The following is a 19,964-nucleotide window of genomic DNA, read 5'->3' as shown; positions in this document are numbered from 1 at the left end:
GAATTTTTACTAAACATAAAGTTGGACCCATATACTTTGCAAAATTTAATTTTTAGGATTTAAAATGTTTAAAATAAGTTAGTCAATCCCATCCGAAAACTTGCTTCCATGCCATGCAGTACCATGTTTTGCTGCACCGATAATTTTAACCCTGAATCCAGTCGGTCTTGTCATTATACTTCCCTGGCCGCCTGATATACTCCAACTTCCATCACCGCCCTGAGAGGCATTAAATCTAAATTCTGCTCCCCAGTCAAATGTTTTTTGTCGAACACCACAATTTAATCCTTTATTTACAACTGCTTTCTGAACAATTAGTTTTCCGTTTTCAGGAAATTTAGCTACAAAAGTCCTGTTTGCCGGTGGTGTGTATGTTGTATTGCTTAATGCATTCTGTAAAATGCTTTTAGTTTCACTATAAAGAAAGTTATAAAAATGATCATTCAATTTTTGGGCATTTAAATTTGAATCAATACCATTTTGAATCAGATTATCTAAAAATGGTAAACCTGTACCAAAAAACTCAAAAGTAAGCCCTGAACCTTCATTTTGAAATACACTAGGTAATGCTGAATGATTTAAATTGGAATATGTAAAACCATATGGTCCGCCTATATTTATACTATTTGGAGCATATGTGATTTTTTGATCATTCAGATAAAAATCTTTGACCGGAGTGTTGTTATTGATTGCGGTATTCCCAGTTAATTGATTTAAGTCATATTGAAATTGTGCTGCTTCAACAACTAATCTAACTTCATCCGTGGCCTCAACTCTCCAAAATCCTGTCCATCCTTTATACTGATGCACACATTTCACACCTAAATGGTAAACTACAAAATAATTGTAATTGAAAGCTTTCGTTTTTACACGTCTTCTACTTTCATATTTATCAATGCAAACATCATTATCTCCAAATAAATTACCAAAAATTCCAGGATGGGGGTCGCAACTTTGTAAATTGCCAAGGAACGAATTAAAAGAAGGGTCGGTTGAAACTGGTGAGCTAGGGTGGGGAACATAACCACCGCCTCCTGGTGCACCACCACCACTACCACAATCTTCACAATGCGCAGGTGGAACTCTGAAGAATGTAATATCCTCATTAACGTCTGTAGCACCACTTTGTGGGAAATCATTCTCAACTTCTCTTTTAACAAGGTCTGAAGTAGGTACTGTAGGGTCAGTTGAAATATTTTTGCCAGCTAAATAATCCTGAAGGATATTATACTTTTCTTGCTTGGAAAAAAATAATCCCACATCTGTATACTTGAAAATTTCATCACCAACTCTAATCTCTGCCTGATTATTTAAAAAAGCAGCAAAAGCATCATCACCAATGATATCCTCTAAATCATCTAAATATTCGTATGGGTCTTCTTCCTCTTCTCTTGAAGCTGTTTTCTTTGAAAGGTCAGTATTCCTTAGTTTATTGTAGTGGTCATATATAAACTGCTCATTACTTTCTGTAACAATTGGTCTTAATGAATAAAAACCTGCTTCATATTTTGGTAATAAAAATTCACTTAATTTTTCATCCGTAGCATCCGCATATTGCTGATAAACTGTTGCTAATGCTTCTTTGCTTTCAAAGAACATACGCCCATCTTTTATCGTAACTGCTTGCGATGATTTTTGATTTGTGCCATCAGTTTCATAAATTTCATTTTCACAAGAATTTAAGCATACAGCAATTATTGATAAAAATAAAATTACTCCAATTTTTTTCATTTTTTTTAGTTGTTAAAATTTCTCAGTAAAACAAAATAAAAAAAACTACAAAATCCTATAATATAGTAATCTTAATCTTATATATGGTTAAAATTTAGCATACATTACGGTTAAACAGTAATTAATGTTAATTTCTATTAAATACAAATTATAGTTGTCCTACATATAGAATGAACTTACTAGATCTGTTTATTTTCTATTTCTTTCAAATTCAAAAACAGTTTCAGCATTCTCCTTAAGTACGATATAAGCTTCAAATTTCTTTCCTGATTTACTCATCATCCCTTTTATAAGCGAAGTATTTCCTTTATTAATCAAGCTTTCTATGTCTGTTAGATTCAACTGGACACCGCAGATATTACGAAACTGTATCCATTTGCAGCTATCATCTGGACATTTGACAAGTATATCTTTAACGAGCAATTTTTTGTTTTTGCACTTGGGGCAAATAAGAACAGGTAAGTTTTCAATTTCAATAGAAGTATTGAGGAGCTCCTCAGTGATGGAAACTGTATAACCCTCAATTTCTTTTTGGAATAAATTGACATCAATTTGGTTATTTTCTATTTTTTGTAAGACCAGTTCCCATTCACCGGTCATCGCTACATCAGCAATTTTTTTATCTTTGACAAGGTTAAAAACCTGTAGTCCTTTTTCAGTTGGAATCAGAGATTTTTTTTGTCTTTGAATATAATTTCTGGTAAAAAGTATTTCTATAATAGCAGCCCTTGTCGCTGGTGTGCCTATTCCAATATTTAGTAGTGCTTTCCGTTCTTCGTCACTTTTAATTTCCTTTCCGGCTGATTCCATAGCCGATAAAAGCCCAGCTTCCGTATATAAGACAGGAGGATTAGTTTTCTTTTCCAGTAGCATTGCATCTTTAACTTTTAACTCATCTCCAACTTTCAGTTCGGGTAAATCCTGAGCGTGTTCACTGTCCTGGTCAAAAAAATTGCCCCTAATTGCCCGCCATCCTGTCTGAAGAACCTTGAAACCTTTTACTGAAAAATCGTAATGTAAAACCTGTACGGTTATATCTGTTATTTCTTTTGTACAAGCTTCAGAAAGTGATTCTAACAGACGCAGTGCAATCATGTCATAAACAGCATTTTCCTTAGCAGATAAGGCCGACGGGGTTTTGTCAGTAATCAGCAGCCCATGATGATCCGTTACTTTCAGATTATTTACTATACGTTTATTTAATCGTCCCCATTTTATTTTGGTCTGGACATCTTTGAAAGAAGTCTTTGCTTCCAGTGTTCGGATCAGGTTTGGGATTTCAGCCCACAGATCTTCGGGGATATATTTGCTCCCTGTCCTTGGATACGTAATGAATCTCTTTTCGTATAAAGTTTGGGCAATAGATAGGGTTTCCTCTGCAGAAAGATTCAGTTTTTTATTGGCTTCTTTTTGTAAACCTGTAAGATCAAAGAGTAGAGGTGGTTGTTCCGTAATGGTTTTTCTTTCTATTGAAGCAACAGTAGCTGTTCTGCTTCTCTGAGTTGATTTAAAAATAGCTTCGGCTTGTTTCTTATCCGTCCACTTAGTTGTGGAAAGGCTTTTAAAATCGATATACTCTTTCTGATGTGTCAGCTGAATCTGCCAGTAAGTCTCAATGGCAAAGCTTTTATTTTCAAGATATCGCTTACAGATTAAAGCCAGCGTTGGCGTCTGTACCCTACCCAAAGAATAAATACTGTTTCCCGCTGCAATACTCAACGCTTGAGAGGCATTGATTCCTACAAGCCAATCGGCATGACTCCTAGCACGTGCGGCCAGATACAAACCATTAAAATCACTTCCTGGTTTCAGGTTATCAAATCCCTGTTTGATGGCTTTCTCAGTAAGTGAGCTAATCCATAGACGTTCAAAAGGTTTCATACATTGTAGGTATTCGTAGATGTACCTGAAAATCAATTCCCCTTCACGTCCGGCATCGGTAGCCACAATAATGCTGTCGCAGCTGTTGATGATCTTTCCGATGATTTTAAGCTGTTTTGCAGCACCCATGTCTGTAACATATTTTTTCTCTTTTTTGATCTGGCGTATTTTTAATAAAAAAGGATTGGGTAGAATAGGCAGGGCTTCTTTCTGAAAACCTGAAATTCCATAATCATCAGGCATACCCAATCCCACCAAATGCCCTAGTGCCCAAGTCACCTTATAGCCATTTCCCATATAGAAACCTTCTTTTTTATCTGATGCGCCTAATAATGCAGCTATTTCACGGGCTACACTCGGCTTCTCGGCAATTACTGCTTTCATATCTCAGGTTTTTTAGGTTACATTTTTCTGCCTCTGTTTTTTGCTGGCGTACTGTCCGCCTCTTGTTCTTGCTGTTGTTTTTGGGTATCAGGCTCTTTTTGTGCGGATTTTAATGGTTCATTGATTTTTTTGGTAGATTCATTGGTTTTACCTTCGGAATTAACAGCAGTCTGTGTTTTATGCTCTTCCGCTGGTTGAACCTTCGCACTATTTGGATTGCTAAAAGAAAAATCTGCTTTGCCACTGTCGCTGTTGAATGTGAAATAACCTTTGTATTCCTTACCTTTCTTATCTATCAAACCATCTAAAAAAATAGTTTTCCCTTCTTTAAAATCTTCAAACTGTTTTTCATTTAGTTCTTTACCTCGTATGACTCTCGGAGCTTCCTGGTTTTGTTCTTGTTGTTGAGTTTGATTAGTTTTATTGGCTCTGTCGAATTGGAATTCCACATATCGTTTGTCAGCATTGAACTGGACCACGGCATCAAATGGTTCTCCTTTTTTTGAAACCATTCCTTCAATGAGAAGTGGTTTACCATCCATTAATGCTTGTTTTTGCTCATCGTTAAGTTTAACTCCTTTTATTTCTTCTGGTATTTTTATTTTATCAACGCGTAGGGCTACTAGTTCATTTGTAAGCCTGTCTACACTAATGATTGATGGGGTTTGCTCACCTGTTTTAAGAACAGTGAGGTCGACTACACGACCCATATTGCCGGTCTTAAGTAGATTATCTTTATCTTCCTTGCTGAATTCATGTCCGAAAAAAGCAAAGTTCAGTTGTGGTTCTTTTCGTATGCCATGAATTGCCATCACAACCTTGCCATCTTCAGAAGTTTGGAGGGATAGTCGGGCATCTAGTCTAGTAATGGCTGTTCCTAAATTTAGACTGATTGGAACAAGTTCATTTGTTTTATAACCTTTTAACAATGGGTCCAGCAAATTCATTTTTTCGAGTTTTTCTTTGCTCAGTCCCAAATTAGACATTGTGTCCCAATCAATATCTTCCGGTTTGAAACGATATTCGCTTGCTTCCTGTTTTTTTTCTGCTGTTTCCATAGTATCTATATTTTCGTTGTTATTCTCTTTTATTGATTCAATCTTAACTTGGTGCTCTTTCATAATTTTTTCCCCTTCTGGTGTAGGATTGTTTATGTGTTGCTGCATCTCTTTAGCAATTTTAACAGACAATAATTTGGGGACTTTAAAAAACTCGAAGCGGGTGGGGTTTTGCAGCTGGTTTAGAAAATTGGAAAAGAAATTGGAGAAGATATCTCCCTGCTTATCTACCCGCATGAACTGATTTTGATTCTTTTTATTAACCGCTGTCGTTGTTAGTTCTCCATTTTTATCAATTCCTTTTACTGCCTCAATTTTCATTTTTTCCTTATCAAACACTAAGAGAATATCTGTAAGTTGCTCCGGGGATTCTATTTTAACTATATCTTGTTCGATCATAATTTTATTCTTATTTGGTTAAAATTATGTCGAAAGTAAATCAAGATTAAACAGTTAGGATTACTAAGTCTCCATTTGGCCTTATTTGTCAGGCATTGTCTTTATTTATTTTTTTGTGAGTTTGAAAAACTTTCCCGAATAAATTGGTTTACGTCGGATAGTTTGTAATAAAGTTTGCCACTAATAGTGTAATATGGAAGTTTGCCGGAGGATCTATAACGTTGCAAAGACCTCGCGCTCACTTTCAACATCATGAAAAGATCCTGGTTGTCCAACAGCTCTTCTCCATCAATAGCTGTCTTTTGTTTATGTGCATTTTCAAATCGTTCGCCAAGTATATCGAAACGCTCCATTATACGTTCCATCCATGCTATAAATTCCATTCTGTCGATATTCATAATAGAAATTTTTCTTGATTATTAACAAATACAAAATTGTAAAGCATTTATAAGATTTTATGCCAAGTTTTGCCAATTGCATATGACTTTTTTTATAATTTATAAATTCAGATTTTTTCAGGTTTCATTGCTTTTTTTGTAGTAAGACAGGAAAATTTGCTAGTTTTTGCCAATGTACAGAAATGGGTATAGATAAAAAAGGTGATGTAATAAACACCACCTCTTATTGCTTCGATTCTGTAGTTATTAAAGATCTTTATCCATGTATTGCTCAAGAGAAGATTTGAGTTGATCTAGGAATAAAGTTCGATTACCAGCCCGGTCTTTCATACGATGAAAAGCATGATGAATATCCCCTAATTCAGTGCGAAATAATATTTGAAAAACGGAACTAATTTTACGGATTCCAATTTTACCATGGGAAATCGCACCAGAAGCATATAGAGCATATATTAATTCAATCATTGCATTTTTCGATTCAGTCCAAAAAATATCTTTGGTTGATTCTGTATTCTTTAAAATTATGTCTGGCTTATCAACGGGATTGATTTTAATAATCAAATAATTATAAAGTAGTTCATCGGCTATAATACGAGAAATTTTGTAATCGTAATAAGTAGAGAATTGGGTGTCAACTTCAAAGATAAAACTGTTCAAACCTGTGTTGAGATTTATTTTTCCTAATCTGAAGAAATCGTGATCCCTATCAGTCCTTCCTGAACGATAATAACGATAAAAATCAGAATTGCAGATATGTTCTTTATAATCATTTTTTAATTGCTGTAATTCATTGGAAAAATATTTATAGTACATCTTTCCATTATTTACTGGACAGGAAGTTTCTATTCTATAAACTTTGTTGTAGTAAATTAACTTTCCAAGTATCTGCGGTTTAATGATCCTGAAGAATTCGATTTCTTCGTTTTCCTCTGTAAAATGATGCTCTAGAACATATTTTTTTATATTTGAAAGCAACTCTTGAAGGAAAATAATCATCCGATAGGATTCATCAATAATATGTACCGATTCCAGGCTTATTTCCTGTTCTTTTTTCAGAATACTGTAAAGAGCATCTTTATAAGTGGACTCCATTATCATATTAAGCAATAAATCGAATATTTAATTCATTCATATTATTTCTTCTTTTAAATAATTTGTTGGCTCGTAATTAACTATTCACAATGTTAATCTTAATCGATATTCAGAAGGAGACATAGAGGTAGACTTTTTAAAAAAATTGCTGAAAGAAGAGGAACTACTAAAATGTAATTCCTCAACAATCTGCAAAATTGTTAAGTCGCTATTTTGCAACATAATTTTTGCTTCTACAGTAATCGCTTCTATAATAAACTCTTTAATTGTCTTATTAGTTATCTCTTTAACCACTTTGCTAAGATGACCTTCTGAAATAAGTAAAGTATTCGAATAGAATTTTACATTGTGTTGCTCGATACAATGCAGATTCAAAATTTCTAAAAAGCGAAAAACTAATTTTTCTTTTCTGGAATATCTTTCTTTTAAAGACCAGGAAGAACTGTTGTATAGTGAAGCAACCACATAAAATAAAATATTGAAACCCAAAATCACTACTTCTTTATAGAAAGGATACTTCTCTATTTTATAATTAGTATTTGCCAGTATCGAAAATAAATCTTCTAATAAAGCGGTATCGTCATCTTGCAGGCTTACCTTCGAAGGAAGTTTTGTAACAAAGAACTCGAAAAAACCTATGTTTGGTTTTCGTATACTGTTTTTAAAAATAAAACTTTGTGTAAAAGTCAGTAAAGTAACTTGCAATGCATTACTCATTGATAAAATCTCACAAGCAGTTGCAATCGGAATTACTAGGAGTTCGTTTTGTCCTAAAGAATAATGAACTTGATTTCCCTTTAAATTTATTAATCCAGATCTTACGAGCAGTAAAATAACACGACTCCCAGTGAAATGCTGTTCAAGTGCAAGTTTAGAGGGAAACTTTTCATAAATCAGAACTTCTATTTCCAAATCTTTATGTAGCATATCTTTTGCATTTTATGGGAAAAATATTTGTATAGCTTCTTTAAATTAGCTTAATCCAAACTGAGACGGCTAAACATTAATATTCTCATCAAGAAAATGGAAACGAATAGTAAATTTGCAAAAGTACCGGCCAAGAAGAGAAATGCTATAGGTCGGGTTTTGTGACTTTTTATTTCATCCATGGATAAATATCCAATCATTTCATCATAACTTAAAAGATCCATTATGAAATAAAGAGCTGTAAGATTCAGGAGAATTAGAAATAAACAAAATATGATTATTATCTTTTTTTCCGCTACTGCTGTTAAATACATGATTAATTTTTTTGTAAGTTATTCTATAATTCCTGAGAGCAGGGCCAATCGTACTGTTCTAAAAGTAGCTTCATCTGTAGGGATAAAATCTTCAGGTTTGTTACCAACTGCTGTTTCCCAATCTTTATCTTTACGTTTTCTTTCACAAAAAAGTGAGGAGTTTGCAATCGATGTTATAGTAAGCATAATGGCTTTATCTTCTTCAGTATAATAAGGGCTACTAGATATCTCACATTCATAAGATTCTATTGACGCTAGAATACCATCATAGTCACCATTGCTGAACTGCATCATATGTTTAACGAAAATGGACAAACTGCTTTTTGCAGTGGATGACATAGCTGAATTTTCTACATTCAAATTAAGGGTACTTGGTGATTGGTTAGCAATACTCCTGATTGAAGCAATTGAAGACTTTGAAAGATTTAAATTTCCTGCATATAATATTATTGTAGGGTTTGCTGTTGGATGGATAACTTGATTAATGGAATAAAGAGATATTGCACTGAAATTGCTTTGATCATAAAATTGATCAATTAGAGTGTTGATTGCAATTTTTAGTGAGTTTTGATCTACAATGGGCACATTCGATTTATCCGCTTTGGAAGTTGATGCTTTTTGATAATTGATTTTTTCAAACTCAATTTCAGTTGCAGAATCATTTGTGCAAGCAATAGATAGGATTGTAATAATACTTGTCCATAGTAATAAATTTTTCATGTTTAGATTTGTTAAAGATGACCGGCTACTTTTATTTCACCAGTTCTTTCCCCGAGAAGCAGAACTTTTATTTGGCACGATGCCAAACATTTTGCTTTTGAATTCGGAACAAAGCTAGAAGCCACATTTGAGTTGCACAACACAAGCATTTTGGATTTTCCGAAAAAGCAGTATGGATTTTCCGAAAATCCACACTGCTTTTCTTTCTAAAAATATTTTTTCATATTTCTCTTAAATCCAAAATTAGAGTAGCAAAAACTTTTATACTGTTTGTGTTTTACTGATCTTAGATAAGTTAAATATGCCTTTAAATTATATTTCTTCTAAACATGTTCTATTTTGCTACACTTTTGTGTAAAACTATTTCACTATAAGATAATTATATTTGATGAATAAATTATTTCCTATCAGCTCCTTAAATATGTGTGATTTGTTTTTAGCGAGACAATTACAACAGATATACCTTCATTTTTAAGATTAATTATAGCTACATAGTATTCATTTTTATTCATAACCTATGCTCAAAAAATACCTGTTTATTGTGTTTGTGTGTTTGGGAAGTCAGTCTTTTGCTCAAGAGCATACATTTAAAATTCCGGATACTCTTCTATCCAAAGATTTTGATTATATTTTTGATCGCATTGAAGAATTCGGAAGTGATAGTACCAAACAGTCCTTATATTTAAAATTGTTTTTACTAAAAGCGAAGTCAGAGAAGAACTTTGAGGAAATGGTCAATGGATATAAAAACTACCTCCATTATTCATCAGATAATTTAAAGCTTGTTTATTCAGATAGCATGATATTCGTTGCAAGACAATCCAAAAATAACAGTCTGATTGGTTCTGCTTATTTATCAAAAGGAATTGTCTACTATGGTCGAAAGGAACACAAAAAGGCACTTGATAATTACCTTATTGCGAATGATTATATTTCGAGAACAACCGACAATTACTTGATTTATAAGGTAAAGTATACAATAGGCCACATAAAATATTATTTAGGTTTCTATTATGAAGCGATAGCATTATTTCGAGAATGTATTGCCTATTTTGAAAATGAGGATGTTAGAGGTTACTTAAATTCAATACATTCACTTGGATTATGTTATAACAGAATTGGAAATTTTGGTTTATGTTCTGATATAAACAAAAAAGGGCTAGCCGAAGGGAAAAGATTGTCTGAAAGAGCAATGGATTCATACTTTATTCACTCAGAAGGTATAAATCAGTATTCCCTTAAGAATTATAGGGAAGCGATTAACCATATAAACTACTCATTATCTGTTATAAAAGAAAAAGAAGACTTTGCAAACGAAGCTGTTGGCTATTTTTATATAGGTAAGAGCTATTGGCAACTGAATGAGCAGGAAGTAGCATTGCCTTACTTTAAAAAAGTAGTTAATATTATTGAAGCTAAAAATTATGTTCGTCCGGATCTACGTGAAAATTATGAATTGATGATTAATTATTATAAATCAAAGGATAATTTAAGTCTTCAGCTTTACTACATACAAAAGTTATTAAAGGTTGATAATATTTTGGACAGAAGGTATCAGTACTTATCAAATAAGATTCATAAAGAGTATGACACAAAAAAACTTTTACATGACAAAAGAAGTATAGAAAATCTTCTGAATAAAAGGAAGTACAATGATTTGATTCTAGGGTTGGTTATTGGCTTGCTATTTATATCTCTTCTCTTTTTATCATACAGAAACATTCGGAATAAACGTATTTACAGACAAAAGTACGAAGAGCTAATGAGTAAAGGTAAAACACCAAGAGTTGAAGCAAAACAGATGAATAATATAATTGCTGATATTAATCAGGATAAGGTAAAATTACTTTTGAGACAATTGGAAAAATTTGAGAAAGAAAATAAATTTCTTGAAAAGGACTTAACTTCAGTCAAATTAGCAGCTACATTTGATTCAAATGCAAAATATCTATCTAAAGTGATCTACCATTACAGAGAAAAAAAGTTTGTCGATTACATCAATGACCTTAAAGTCGATTACTTGATTTCTTTGTTGCAAAAAGATAAATTATATAGGAATTATACCAATAAAGCCCTAGCTGAGGAGGTTGGGTTTAGCAGTACGCAGAGATTTGCTAATGCATTCTTCACTAGAACTGGGATGCCAGTTTCTTTTTTTATTCAAGAGCTTAAAAAAGAAGAAACAACAAATTTAGATAAGACTGATGGTGTCAATTTTCATTAGAAGATCTTATATAATGAAAATGTTTTTTTGATTGATAGTTTGACTGTTTTTAGACACATGGACCATAAATTGGATATGAAAACAAAAAGAACAGTAAAAGATCATATAGTTTTTCTTAACTCGGTCTTCATTTTTTGTTTATATATCCATTTTATTTTCATGACCTAATTTGAAACACTAAGATAAGGCAAAAGCATTTTAAGGCTTATTTAAAGACAAAAAAGAAAGAGACGACCAGCAGGTTGTCTCTTTTTCTATTCAATAATTAAAATTTAATCTTCTTTTTCAGTCGGTTAAGTGCTTAAATTATAAAAACACCTAATCTGTAACATTACCTAATAACTTCGTGGTTATGCAAAAACAGAATTCTTTTTTTAATTGCTATTTGACATAAAAAATGTACCTTTCGTATCTGTTCTATCACAGCTCTTTAATGTATAAATCACAGATGCCCGCGTGTAATTTTGTATTGGTTATTACGACATTAAAAGACAAAGAGTACCAACAGTAGTATTACTGCAATGGCTTCATAGATACATTATTACATTTATTAAATAAGTGTAATAATGTATAATTAGTAAAGACTATCAAAATGGTCTTTTGCTTTTTAAAGCTGGAGGTGCAGTATGGGAAATGAGGAAAAGGTTAAAGGGAAAAATACAGTAGGTAGAGTCTTAATAAAGCCACAGGCTAAAAGTCTGGATTTAAGATTCGAACAAAGAGAAAGCATTTTTTGCGATCAAAAGGAAAAAGCTGAAAAGAATCAGGTAAAATTAACTATTGAAGAATTAAGAAGTTGTAAAGGTTTTGAAACCGTATCAGAATCAGAAGGGAGGAATATAATTGAAAGCCTATTTCAATTAGCAGTAATAGTTTATAATTTTTAAAACTAAAAATATGAGTATTGAAAATTTTAAAAAATTTCAAAAAGAAAAACTCACTCAAAGAATCGAGGTAAAAGAGATTTGGGGTTACACTAGAGTAAGCTCTAAACTACAGTTAGTAAATAATAGTTTGGAAGAACAGCGTAGTGAAATTGTGCAGTTTGCTTCTAAGAATGGATATACACTTAAAAATATACTTGGGGGTACTTATGAAAGTGCTTCAGGAGATTTCACAAGAAAAGAGTTTACAAAATTATTGGAGGAGGTTAAAAGCGCAAAGCAGAAACCTTTCGCAATTGCCATTAAATTTATCAGCAGATTCTCCCGAACAGGAGGTAATGCTATTACTATTGTACACGAACTAGTAGATAAGCTTGGGGTTCATTTGATTGAGACTTCATCAGGACTCTGCACTAATGATGAATACAGCAAGCTAGATATTTACAGCAAGCTCTTGGATGCTAGAAGGGAGAATATGGATAGATTAGAAAAAACACTTCCCGGGATGAAGGCATTGCTTAGATCAGGAAACTGGTTGGGGAAAGCTCCGAGAGGCTATACTATGAGAGGAAAGAAAGTAGGGGATTATGCCTTAATGCAGGATACACAATCTATTACAATTAATGAAGAAGGAGAAATTTTAAAAAAAGCTTGGAAATGGAAACTTGCAGGAGAAAGGGATTTTGTAATCAGACAAAAACTCGAAAAACTAAATTTGATTATTTCAAAGCAGGGTATGAGTTCTATGTGGCGTAATCCATTTTACTGCGGAATCTTAGTTAATTCATTAATTGAAGAGCCGGTAAAAGGAAATTGGGCGGGACTAATTAGTCAGGAAGACTTCTTGAAAATTGATGATATGCTTTCTCATGACAATAAAGTTACAGTTAAGGAATATTCTAAAGCTAAAGTCAATGAGTTTAGACCACTTACAGGGTTTTTGAGATGTGAGTGCGGATGCCTGCTGACAAGTTATGAGGTTCGAAAAAAGAAGGCACATTATTACAAATGCCAAAAGTGTACAAATGCCAGTTTTAATGCGCTGACTACTCAAAAATCAAAAATGGAAGGTTTGAACGATTCTTTTGAACGTTTTTTGTCAAATTTTTCATTAAACTCCCGATTTGCAGAGCCTTTCAAAATGCAGTTGAATAAAATATTTGATGTTATGAATGAAGAGGCTAAAGAGGAAATGAAAAGTTTAATAGAGAAGAAAAAAAATATAGAAACTAAAATCGAGAATTTAGACAAACGTTATTTTGACAACCCAAATTTTGGAGACGAAAAGTATAATAAATATGTACTTGAGTTTGAGACCGAACTAAAGATAATTGAAAGCCAGATAATGATCAACACCAAAAAAATATCTAACCACAGTAGACATATTGATCAGGTAGTAGAAAAAGTTTCGAACATCAGTAAATACTGGAGAGAAGGAGATGTTGAGCGCAAAATAAGAATTCAAAACTTGGTATTTCCTGAAGGATTGTCAATTAGGGCAGAAAACAGGCAGTATCTAACCGAAAAAGTTAACCTTATTTTTAGCTTAGTTTCAACATTTCCAAGGTATGAGGGAGGTAATAAAAAACAAAAAACCCATCAAAATTTTGATGGGTCATTCTTAGTAGCGGGAACAGGACTCGAACCTGTGACCTTCGGGTTATGAGCCCGACGAGCTGCCTACTGCTCTATCCCGCGCTGTTTCGAGTGCAAATATACAACGAAATTCGACTCGTGCAACAAAAAAGCGTAAAAAATCGTAAAAAAGAGCATATTAATTGCAAACTACTGGTATTTAGGTGATTGTAAATTTGTGTTTTATTGGAATTTAATAGTTTTCAGTAACAATGAATTCTTTTTTTCGTCTATTCACTTGATATGACTACCTTTGCACCCGAGACCAATGGTCAAATTGTACGAAGTAAAAATATAAATACGATATAAATGTCACATAAAGCAGGTTTTGTAAACATCATAGGAAATCCAAATGTTGGGAAATCAACATTAATGAATGCCTTTGTTGGAGAAAGATTATCTATTATTACTTCAAAAGCACAAACAACACGTCATAGAATCCTTGGAATTGTAAATGGAGATGATTTTCAGGTAATTCTATCGGATACGCCAGGTATTATTAAACCGGCTTATGAAATGCAGGAATCCATGATGAATTTCGTGAAATCGGCTTTCGAAGATGCGGACATTTTAATTTATATGGTTGAAATAGGAGAGAAGGAACTAAAAGACGACGCTTTTTTCAATAAAATCATACATGCTAAAATACCTGTTTTGTTATTATTGAATAAAATTGATACTTCGAATCAGGAGCAACTGGAAGAACAAGTGACTTTCTGGACTGAAAAAGTGCCTAATGCGGAGATTTTCCCAATTTCGGCCTTGCAGGATTTTAATGTAAAAGAGGTTTTTGCCAGAATCATTGAATTGTTGCCGCTTTCGCCACCTTTTTATCCAAAAGATGCATTAACGGACAAGCCGGAACGTTTTTTTGTGAACGAAACGATCCGTGAAAAAATCCTGATCAATTACAGCAAAGAAATTCCATACGCAGTAGAAATAGTGACTGAAGAATTTTTTGAAGACGAAGATATTATCAGAATCCGTTCCCTTATTATGGTAGAACGCGATACACAAAAAGGAATTATTATTGGCCATAAAGGCGCCGCTCTGAAAAAAGTAGGTATGGAATCCCGTGCCGATTTAGAGAAGTTTTTCGGAAAGCAGATCCATATTGAACTCTATGTAAAAGTAAATAAGAACTGGAGAAGCAATGCGAATATGCTGAAACGATTCGGTTACAACCAATAATTTAGATTTGGGCATGACCTAAAGGTCAGGCTATTCGTTTCAATCTTTGTTGCCAAAAGAAAGGCAACAAAGGATTTACACTACTATCCTTCACGCAAAAACGGATAGTACATTCAAAAATAATAGATTACCTTTGCACCCCGGGTTCTGAAAAGGTGGAACAAGGGAATAAATATTTCAAAAGCATTATGAATAACATTGTAGCCATTGTAGGAAGGCCTAACGTAGGGAAATCGACACTTTTTAACAGGTTGATACAGAGAAGAGAAGCGATTGTGGATTCGGTTTCAGGGGTAACCCGTGACCGTAATTACGGCAAAAGCGAATGGAACGGAAAAGAGTTTTCGGTAATTGACACAGGTGGATATATAAAAGGTTCAGATGATGTTTTTGAAGGTGAGATCCGCAAACAAGTTGAATTGGCTATTGATGAAGCTGACGTAATCATTTTTGTAGTTGATGTAGAAGAAGGCATCACACCCATGGATGAAACGGTGGCGAAATTGCTTCGTAAAGTGACTAAGCCGGTTTTATTGGCTGTCAATAAGGTAGATAATGCCATGCGTGAAAAAGACGCGGTAGAGTTTTACAACCTTGGTTTAGGAGATTATTTTACGTTTGCGAGTATTTCAGGAAGCGGAACAGGAGATTTATTGGATGCTTTAATTGAGTCTTTCCCAATTAAGCCAGAACCTACTAAAGAAGAAATTGAATTGCCTCGTTTTGCAGTTGTGGGTCGTCCTAATGCTGGAAAATCAAGCTTTATAAATGCCTTAATTGGCAAAGACCGTTTTATGGTTACCGATATTGCAGGAACGACACGTGACGCGATTGATACAAAATTTGACCGTTTTGGTTTTGAATTCAACTTGGTTGATACGGCCGGAATCCGTCGTAAGGCAAAAGTAAAAGAAGATTTAGAATTTTATTCGGTAATGCGTTCAGTGCGTGCCATTGAGCATGCAGATGTTTGTATTCTGATTATAGATGCAACCCGTGGATTTGAAGGTCAGGACCAAAGTATTTTCTGGCTGGCTGAGAAAAATAGAAAAGGCGTTGTGATTTTGGTTAACAAATGGGATTTGGTCGAAAAAGACACGATGTCAACCCGTGATTATGAAGCGAAGATCCGTGAGGAATTACAGCCTTTTACTGATGTGCCGATTTTGTTTGTTTCTGCATTAACAAAACAACGTTTGCTAAAAGCACTGGAAGCAACGGTTCAAGTTCATGAAAACAGAAGTCAAAGAATTTCAACATCAAAATTCAATGACTATATGTTGAAAATTATCGAGCATATGCCACCACCGGCATTGAAAGGAAAATATGTGAAAATTAAATATTGTATGCAGTTGCCAACACCAACACCTCAGTTTGTGTTCTTTGCTAATTTACCACAATATGTTAAGGAACCTTACAAACGTTTCCTGGAGAATAAAATCCGTGAAAATTGGGATTTTTCAGGAGTTCCGATAGATATTTATATTAGAGAGAAATAAAACGTCTCTTTTTATCCTAATAAAAAAGCAACATTTCAAAATCGAAATGTTGCTTTTTTTGTTTATTCAATGATCATTATTTAAATGTCATAGAAGAAAATTTGCTCTAAAGGAGAGCTGCCGTCAGAATCTCCAAAGTCTCCATTATGCTTTCTTGTTCCTGGGAACCGCACACAAAATCGATATCAAAATCAGATCCCATGTATTTTTCATCAATCTCAATTTCAAAATTTCCATTTGCATCTGTTCTCTTTCTATAAAGTAACAATCCTTCTCTTTGCTTTGCTTCTTCTTTGGTAACCAAATGGAACGTGTCTTTTACATTTCCGGCACCTTCGGATAAAAAAATAGTTAGGATAAAACCTGTTTGTGGTGGGGGAATTGCACCCTTTTTTAAACAGGAAAAATGCTTTTTTTTCAATAAATTAAGATGTTAATGGTCGTTTAACTGAAGATTTTCGAATGCTTAACTACAGTATTGGTTCTTAAGAAGTGGTTCTTATCTGGGGAATAAATATGTAAAAGCTAAGGTTTTCAGAGGTTTATAGTGCTATTTGTATTGGAGAGAAATAGACTGTTAAAGATTTACTAACATCGTCTTTTCTTACATTTTTAAAACTTTATTTTGCGGCAATTATATTTATAACTTACTGCTAATTTTTATGCCAAAATTTACCCTTCTTTTTGCCTTTTTATTCTTTAGTATTATCTCCTTCGGACAAACTACCACCCGACTTAAAGGGAAAGTGATCAATTCTGAAACCAAATTACCAATCGAGTCAGCAACCGTATATCTTTCGTATGTGAAGGATTCAACAGTTATTGATTATACTATTACTGACCGTAATGGATTATTTTCTTTGAAAACAAAACTTACAGATAAACCTACTTTGCTTAAAGTTTCTGCTCTTGGCTTTAGTGATTATAAAAAACAAATTGAAAAAATTGCTTCAGAAATCGATTTAGAGACTGTTGCGATTATAGAAGGCTCACAAATGCTGGGAGAAATTGTTGTTAGATCGGAAGCGCCTCCTGTTCGTATCAAAAAAGATACTTTGGAATTTAATGTGGCATCGTTTAAAGTCAGACCGGATTCAAATGTGGAAACTTTACTTAAACAATTACCTGGTGTAGAAGTTGGGTCCGATGGGAAAATTACTGTAAATGGTAAAGAGGTGAATCAGATTTTGGTTAATGGAAAGCCATTTTTTGATAAAGATGGGAAGGTTGCACTACAGAATTTGCCTTCTGAAATCATTAAAAAAGTCCAAATTACTGATACTAAAACCAAAAAAGAAGAATTGACAGGCAAGGCTGCAAGTTCCGATAATGCCAGTATCAACCTTACGATTGATGAGAATAAGAACAAAGGGCTTTTTGCAAAATTTATGGCCGGGCATGGCTCAGACAAGCGTTATGAAAGCAGTGGCCTGGTTAATTATTTTAAGAATAAAAGAAAAATAAGTGTTTTGGCTTCTTCCAATAATATCAATTCAACAGGTTTCTCTATGGATGAGATATTTGATAATATGGGTGGCGGCCGCAATACTTCTATGTATTATACGGAAAATGGGGGATTTTCTTTGAATGGAATGCGTTTTGGAGGCGGCGCAGGAATAACCCATTCGGATATGGTTGGAATTAACTATTCTGATGAATGGGCCAAAGGTTTTGAAACCAATGGAAGTTATTTTTTCAATAATCAAAACACTAAAAATAACAATCGGGTCAAGCAAATTAATTTTTTACCAGCTGGTGATTTTACAACCGAATCTAACTCGAATACTAAAACGGAAGCCTATGTTCATAATGCAAACCTTCAATTTGAATATAAAATTGACTCGACGACTACCCTTTCGTTTATACCGAAGTTCACTAAGTCAAAGAGCAAGTACAACGAGGTAATGTTTCAATCATCCAGAGATGAAAATAATAATTTGTTAAATGAAAGTAATTCTTCGACATTCAATGATAAAGGAAGTGATGGCTTTACCAGTGAAATCGTTTTCAATAAATCATTAAACAAAAGAGGACGCTACTTAAATTTTTCCTTAACGAACGATAATAAAAAAGACGAAGTTTTTGCTTCAAATCAATCGGCTACAATTTTTCATCAGGGTACAGATCCTGACGATATCAGAAATCAAATTCGAAACAGTAGAAATTTAAAAGATAACTATACGCTCGATTTCGATTATTCGGAACCTTTGAAGGATTCTTTAAGTGTTCAGGTAGGGATGAATTATAATTGGATTAAATCTTCTGAGAACAGAAAAGCATTCGATTATGACGAAATTACTCAGTCGTATTCAGATGTGAATGAGAATTTGACAAATGATATTTCTTCTACAGCAAAAACTTTCAAGCCTAATGTTGGTTTTAATATAGAAAAGAAAAAATTCAATTTCTATTTAACTACAGGAACTTCGCTAATTCAATTTGATAACCACTCTTTCTATCTTGGAAGCCTGACCAACTTAAGCAAGGAATTTGTTCTGCCATTTGTTAGTACAACTTTCAATTATAAAATAAGTAAATCGAAATCTATATGGTTAAATTACAGATATGAATCAGAGCTTCCTTCTGCAAGCCAGGTTTTACCGGTTGAAGATTTAACTAATCCATTGTATACGACTATTGGAAATCCGAATTTAGACCTTAACAAAAACCATTACCTTTATTTTAGTTTTAGAAATTTTGACAATGCAACGCGTTCGGGGTATAGTTTTTATTTTGGTGGGAATTATTACGACAGTCAAGTGGTTCCTTCTACAACTTTTGGGAATAACGCAAAAAGAACCACAACGTATAAAAACGTAGAAGATACGTATTACACTTGGTCAGGCCTCAACTGGAATAAAACGATTAAGAAAGAGGCAAATACTTTCAAATTTAGCGCTGGAACGGGAGCAAATTTTTCAATGTCGAAAGGATTTGCCAACAATGAAATGTATGATGCTTTTGGTGTTCGACTCAGGTTAAGAAGTATGTTTACCTATGAATATGGAGAATTGCTGACAATAAATCCTTCGTATAATTACACTTACAATACTACAAAATACACCAATTTCAGTATAGGCTCAGCATCAACTTACCAACATCAGTTTAACATTCAAACCACAAACTATTGGCCTAAAAACTGGGTTTTTGGAAATGATTTCGGATATACTTATAATTCAAATATTGCGGATGGTTTTAAGAAAGATTTCTACCTATGGAATACTAGTTTGGCGTACAATTTCTTTGATAAAAAAATGACTGCGAAAGTAAAAGTATATGATGTGCTGAATCAGAATCAGAGCACAATACGAACAATAGCTCCATCAACAATCAGAGATGAGGAAAATACTGTTTTAAAGCGTTATCTGATGTTTTCTTTAACGTATAAGATTGAGAGGTTTGCAGGTAAAGAAAAGTCTTCAAGATCGGGTAGAGGTATGTACTAATTGATTTATTTGAAATAAAAAAGCTGTTCCATTGAGAACAGCTTTTTTTATGGGTATGTCCCGTCCTGAAATAAGTTGACATAAAATTGACTTATTATGAATAGATCAGAAAACAGCGCAGAAAAGCGTAGTCAACGCGATTATAATTTGGGCTTTAAATTAGCTGTTATTTCGCAAGTAG

At 33.6% G+C, this 19,964-nt stretch carries 14 protein-coding genes and 1 tRNA gene; 6 read left to right on the top strand and 9 right to left on the bottom strand.

Features of this window, described 5'->3' with window-relative positions; all coding sequences use genetic code 11:
- Positions 1 to 78: 78 nt before the first annotated feature.
- The 7 genes from ACRDEC_RS13865 to ACRDEC_RS13835 form a co-directional block, all read right to left on the bottom strand.
- Positions 79 to 1,731 (bottom strand): hypothetical protein, encoded by a 1,653-nt coding sequence (locus tag ACRDEC_RS13865; RefSeq protein WP_431498952.1) that lies wholly within the window; start codon positions 1,729 to 1,731, stop codon positions 79 to 81.
- Between the two features lie 189 nt (positions 1,732 to 1,920).
- The gene (locus tag ACRDEC_RS13860; protein WP_431498951.1) at positions 1,921 to 3,996 is read right to left on the bottom strand and encodes a DNA topoisomerase; all 2,076 of its coding nucleotides are present in this window, start codon (positions 3,994 to 3,996) and stop codon (positions 1,921 to 1,923) included.
- Between the two features lie 17 nt (positions 3,997 to 4,013).
- Positions 4,014 to 5,453: a DUF4099 domain-containing protein gene (locus ACRDEC_RS13855; RefSeq protein WP_431498950.1), complete on the bottom strand. Its 1,440-nt coding sequence runs from the start codon at positions 5,451 to 5,453 to the stop codon at positions 4,014 to 4,016.
- A 101-nt stretch (positions 5,454 to 5,554) separates the two neighbouring features.
- On the bottom strand, positions 5,555 to 5,851 hold the full coding sequence (locus ACRDEC_RS13850; RefSeq protein WP_431498949.1) for a helix-turn-helix domain-containing protein: 297 nt from the start codon (positions 5,849 to 5,851) through the stop codon (positions 5,555 to 5,557).
- 246 nt (positions 5,852 to 6,097) lie between these two features.
- Positions 6,098 to 6,943 carry an RteC domain-containing protein gene (locus ACRDEC_RS13845; RefSeq protein ID WP_431498978.1) on the bottom strand — a complete coding sequence of 282 codons (846 nt, stop codon included), beginning with the start codon at positions 6,941 to 6,943 and terminating at the stop codon, positions 6,098 to 6,100.
- Between the two features lie 84 nt (positions 6,944 to 7,027).
- Entirely contained in the window at positions 7,028 to 7,870 is an 843-nt protein-coding gene (locus ACRDEC_RS13840) for a helix-turn-helix domain-containing protein (protein ID WP_431498948.1), read from the bottom strand.
- A gap of 332 nt (positions 7,871 to 8,202) precedes the next feature.
- A complete protein-coding gene (locus tag ACRDEC_RS13835) occupies positions 8,203 to 8,904 on the bottom strand; it encodes a hypothetical protein (RefSeq protein ID WP_431498947.1) in 702 nt (233 codons plus the stop codon).
- Positions 8,905 to 9,421: 517 nt separating this feature from the next.
- On the opposite strand from ACRDEC_RS13835, the gene ACRDEC_RS13830 reads away from it, so the two are divergent.
- The 3 genes from ACRDEC_RS13830 to ACRDEC_RS13820 all read left to right on the top strand — a co-directional run bounded on the left by ACRDEC_RS13830 (position 9,422) and on the right by ACRDEC_RS13820 (position 13,678).
- Positions 9,422 to 11,128, top strand: coding sequence for a helix-turn-helix domain-containing protein (locus ACRDEC_RS13830; RefSeq protein WP_431498946.1), 1,707 nt, complete (start codon positions 9,422 to 9,424; stop codon positions 11,126 to 11,128).
- A gap of 626 nt (positions 11,129 to 11,754) precedes the next feature.
- Positions 11,755 to 12,015, top strand: a complete 261-nt coding sequence (locus ACRDEC_RS13825; RefSeq protein WP_431498945.1) for a hypothetical protein — start codon at positions 11,755 to 11,757, stop codon at positions 12,013 to 12,015.
- A gap of 10 nt (positions 12,016 to 12,025) precedes the next feature.
- Positions 12,026 to 13,678: a recombinase family protein gene (locus tag ACRDEC_RS13820; RefSeq protein ID WP_431498977.1), complete on the top strand. Its 1,653-nt coding sequence runs from the start codon at positions 12,026 to 12,028 to the stop codon at positions 13,676 to 13,678.
- On the opposite strand, the gene ACRDEC_RS13815 is transcribed toward ACRDEC_RS13820, so the two are convergent.
- Positions 13,638 to 13,710 (bottom strand) — tRNA-Met (locus ACRDEC_RS13815). The two genes, ACRDEC_RS13820 and ACRDEC_RS13815, sit on opposite strands and share 41 nt — an antisense overlap.
- 246 nt (positions 13,711 to 13,956) lie before the next feature.
- Here ACRDEC_RS13815 and era point away from each other — a divergent pair.
- Both era and der read left to right on the top strand, forming a co-directional pair.
- Positions 13,957 to 14,838 (top strand): GTPase Era, encoded by an 882-nt coding sequence (gene era / locus ACRDEC_RS13810; RefSeq protein ID WP_431498944.1) that lies wholly within the window; start codon positions 13,957 to 13,959, stop codon positions 14,836 to 14,838.
- A 188-nt stretch (positions 14,839 to 15,026) separates the two neighbouring features.
- Positions 15,027 to 16,337 (top strand): ribosome biogenesis GTPase Der, encoded by a 1,311-nt coding sequence (gene der, locus ACRDEC_RS13805; protein WP_431498943.1) that lies wholly within the window; start codon positions 15,027 to 15,029, stop codon positions 16,335 to 16,337.
- Positions 16,338 to 16,443: 106 nt separating this feature from the next.
- On the opposite strand, the gene ACRDEC_RS13800 is transcribed toward der, so the two are convergent.
- Positions 16,444 to 16,758 (bottom strand): hypothetical protein, encoded by a 315-nt coding sequence (locus tag ACRDEC_RS13800; protein ID WP_431498942.1) that lies wholly within the window; start codon positions 16,756 to 16,758, stop codon positions 16,444 to 16,446.
- A gap of 241 nt (positions 16,759 to 16,999) precedes the next feature.
- Between ACRDEC_RS13800 and ACRDEC_RS13795 the strand changes: the two genes are divergently transcribed.
- Positions 17,000 to 19,783: an outer membrane beta-barrel protein gene (locus ACRDEC_RS13795; RefSeq protein WP_431498941.1), complete on the top strand. Its 2,784-nt coding sequence runs from the start codon at positions 17,000 to 17,002 to the stop codon at positions 19,781 to 19,783.
- The last annotated feature ends 181 nt before the right edge of the window (positions 19,784 to 19,964 follow it).

This window comes from Flavobacterium sp. (assembly GCF_050696275.1).
Taxonomy (GTDB): domain Bacteria; phylum Bacteroidota; class Bacteroidia; order Flavobacteriales; family Flavobacteriaceae; genus Flavobacterium.
Note: the sequence above shows the minus strand (reverse complement) of the source record. Positions and strands in the feature narration are given on the sequence as shown.

Excerpts from the sequence above, each read along its gene's own strand:
- ACRDEC_RS13865 (WP_431498952.1), bottom strand. The coding sequence starts at position 1,731 with ATGAAAAAAATTGGAGTAATTTTATTTTTATCAATAATTGCTGTATGC.
- ACRDEC_RS13860 (WP_431498951.1), bottom strand. The coding sequence starts at position 3,996 with ATGAAAGCAGTAATTGCCGAGAAGCCGAGTGTAGCCCGTGAAATAGCT.
- ACRDEC_RS13855 (WP_431498950.1), bottom strand. The coding sequence starts at position 5,453 with ATGATCGAACAAGATATAGTTAAAATAGAATCCCCGGAGCAACTTACA.
- ACRDEC_RS13850 (WP_431498949.1), bottom strand. The coding sequence starts at position 5,851 with ATGAATATCGACAGAATGGAATTTATAGCATGGATGGAACGTATAATG.
- ACRDEC_RS13845 (WP_431498978.1), bottom strand. The coding sequence starts at position 6,943 with ATGGAGTCCACTTATAAAGATGCTCTTTACAGTATTCTGAAAAAAGAA.
- ACRDEC_RS13840 (WP_431498948.1), bottom strand. The coding sequence starts at position 7,870 with ATGCTACATAAAGATTTGGAAATAGAAGTTCTGATTTATGAAAAGTTT.
- ACRDEC_RS13835 (WP_431498947.1), bottom strand. The coding sequence starts at position 8,904 with ATGAAAAATTTATTACTATGGACAAGTATTATTACAATCCTATCTATT.
- ACRDEC_RS13830 (WP_431498946.1), top strand. The coding sequence starts at position 9,422 with ATGCTCAAAAAATACCTGTTTATTGTGTTTGTGTGTTTGGGAAGTCAG.
- ACRDEC_RS13825 (WP_431498945.1), top strand. The coding sequence starts at position 11,755 with ATGGGAAATGAGGAAAAGGTTAAAGGGAAAAATACAGTAGGTAGAGTC.
- ACRDEC_RS13820 (WP_431498977.1), top strand. The coding sequence starts at position 12,026 with ATGAGTATTGAAAATTTTAAAAAATTTCAAAAAGAAAAACTCACTCAA.
- era (WP_431498944.1), top strand. The coding sequence starts at position 13,957 with ATGTCACATAAAGCAGGTTTTGTAAACATCATAGGAAATCCAAATGTT.
- der (WP_431498943.1), top strand. The coding sequence starts at position 15,027 with ATGAATAACATTGTAGCCATTGTAGGAAGGCCTAACGTAGGGAAATCG.
- ACRDEC_RS13795 (WP_431498941.1), top strand. The coding sequence starts at position 17,000 with ATGCCAAAATTTACCCTTCTTTTTGCCTTTTTATTCTTTAGTATTATC.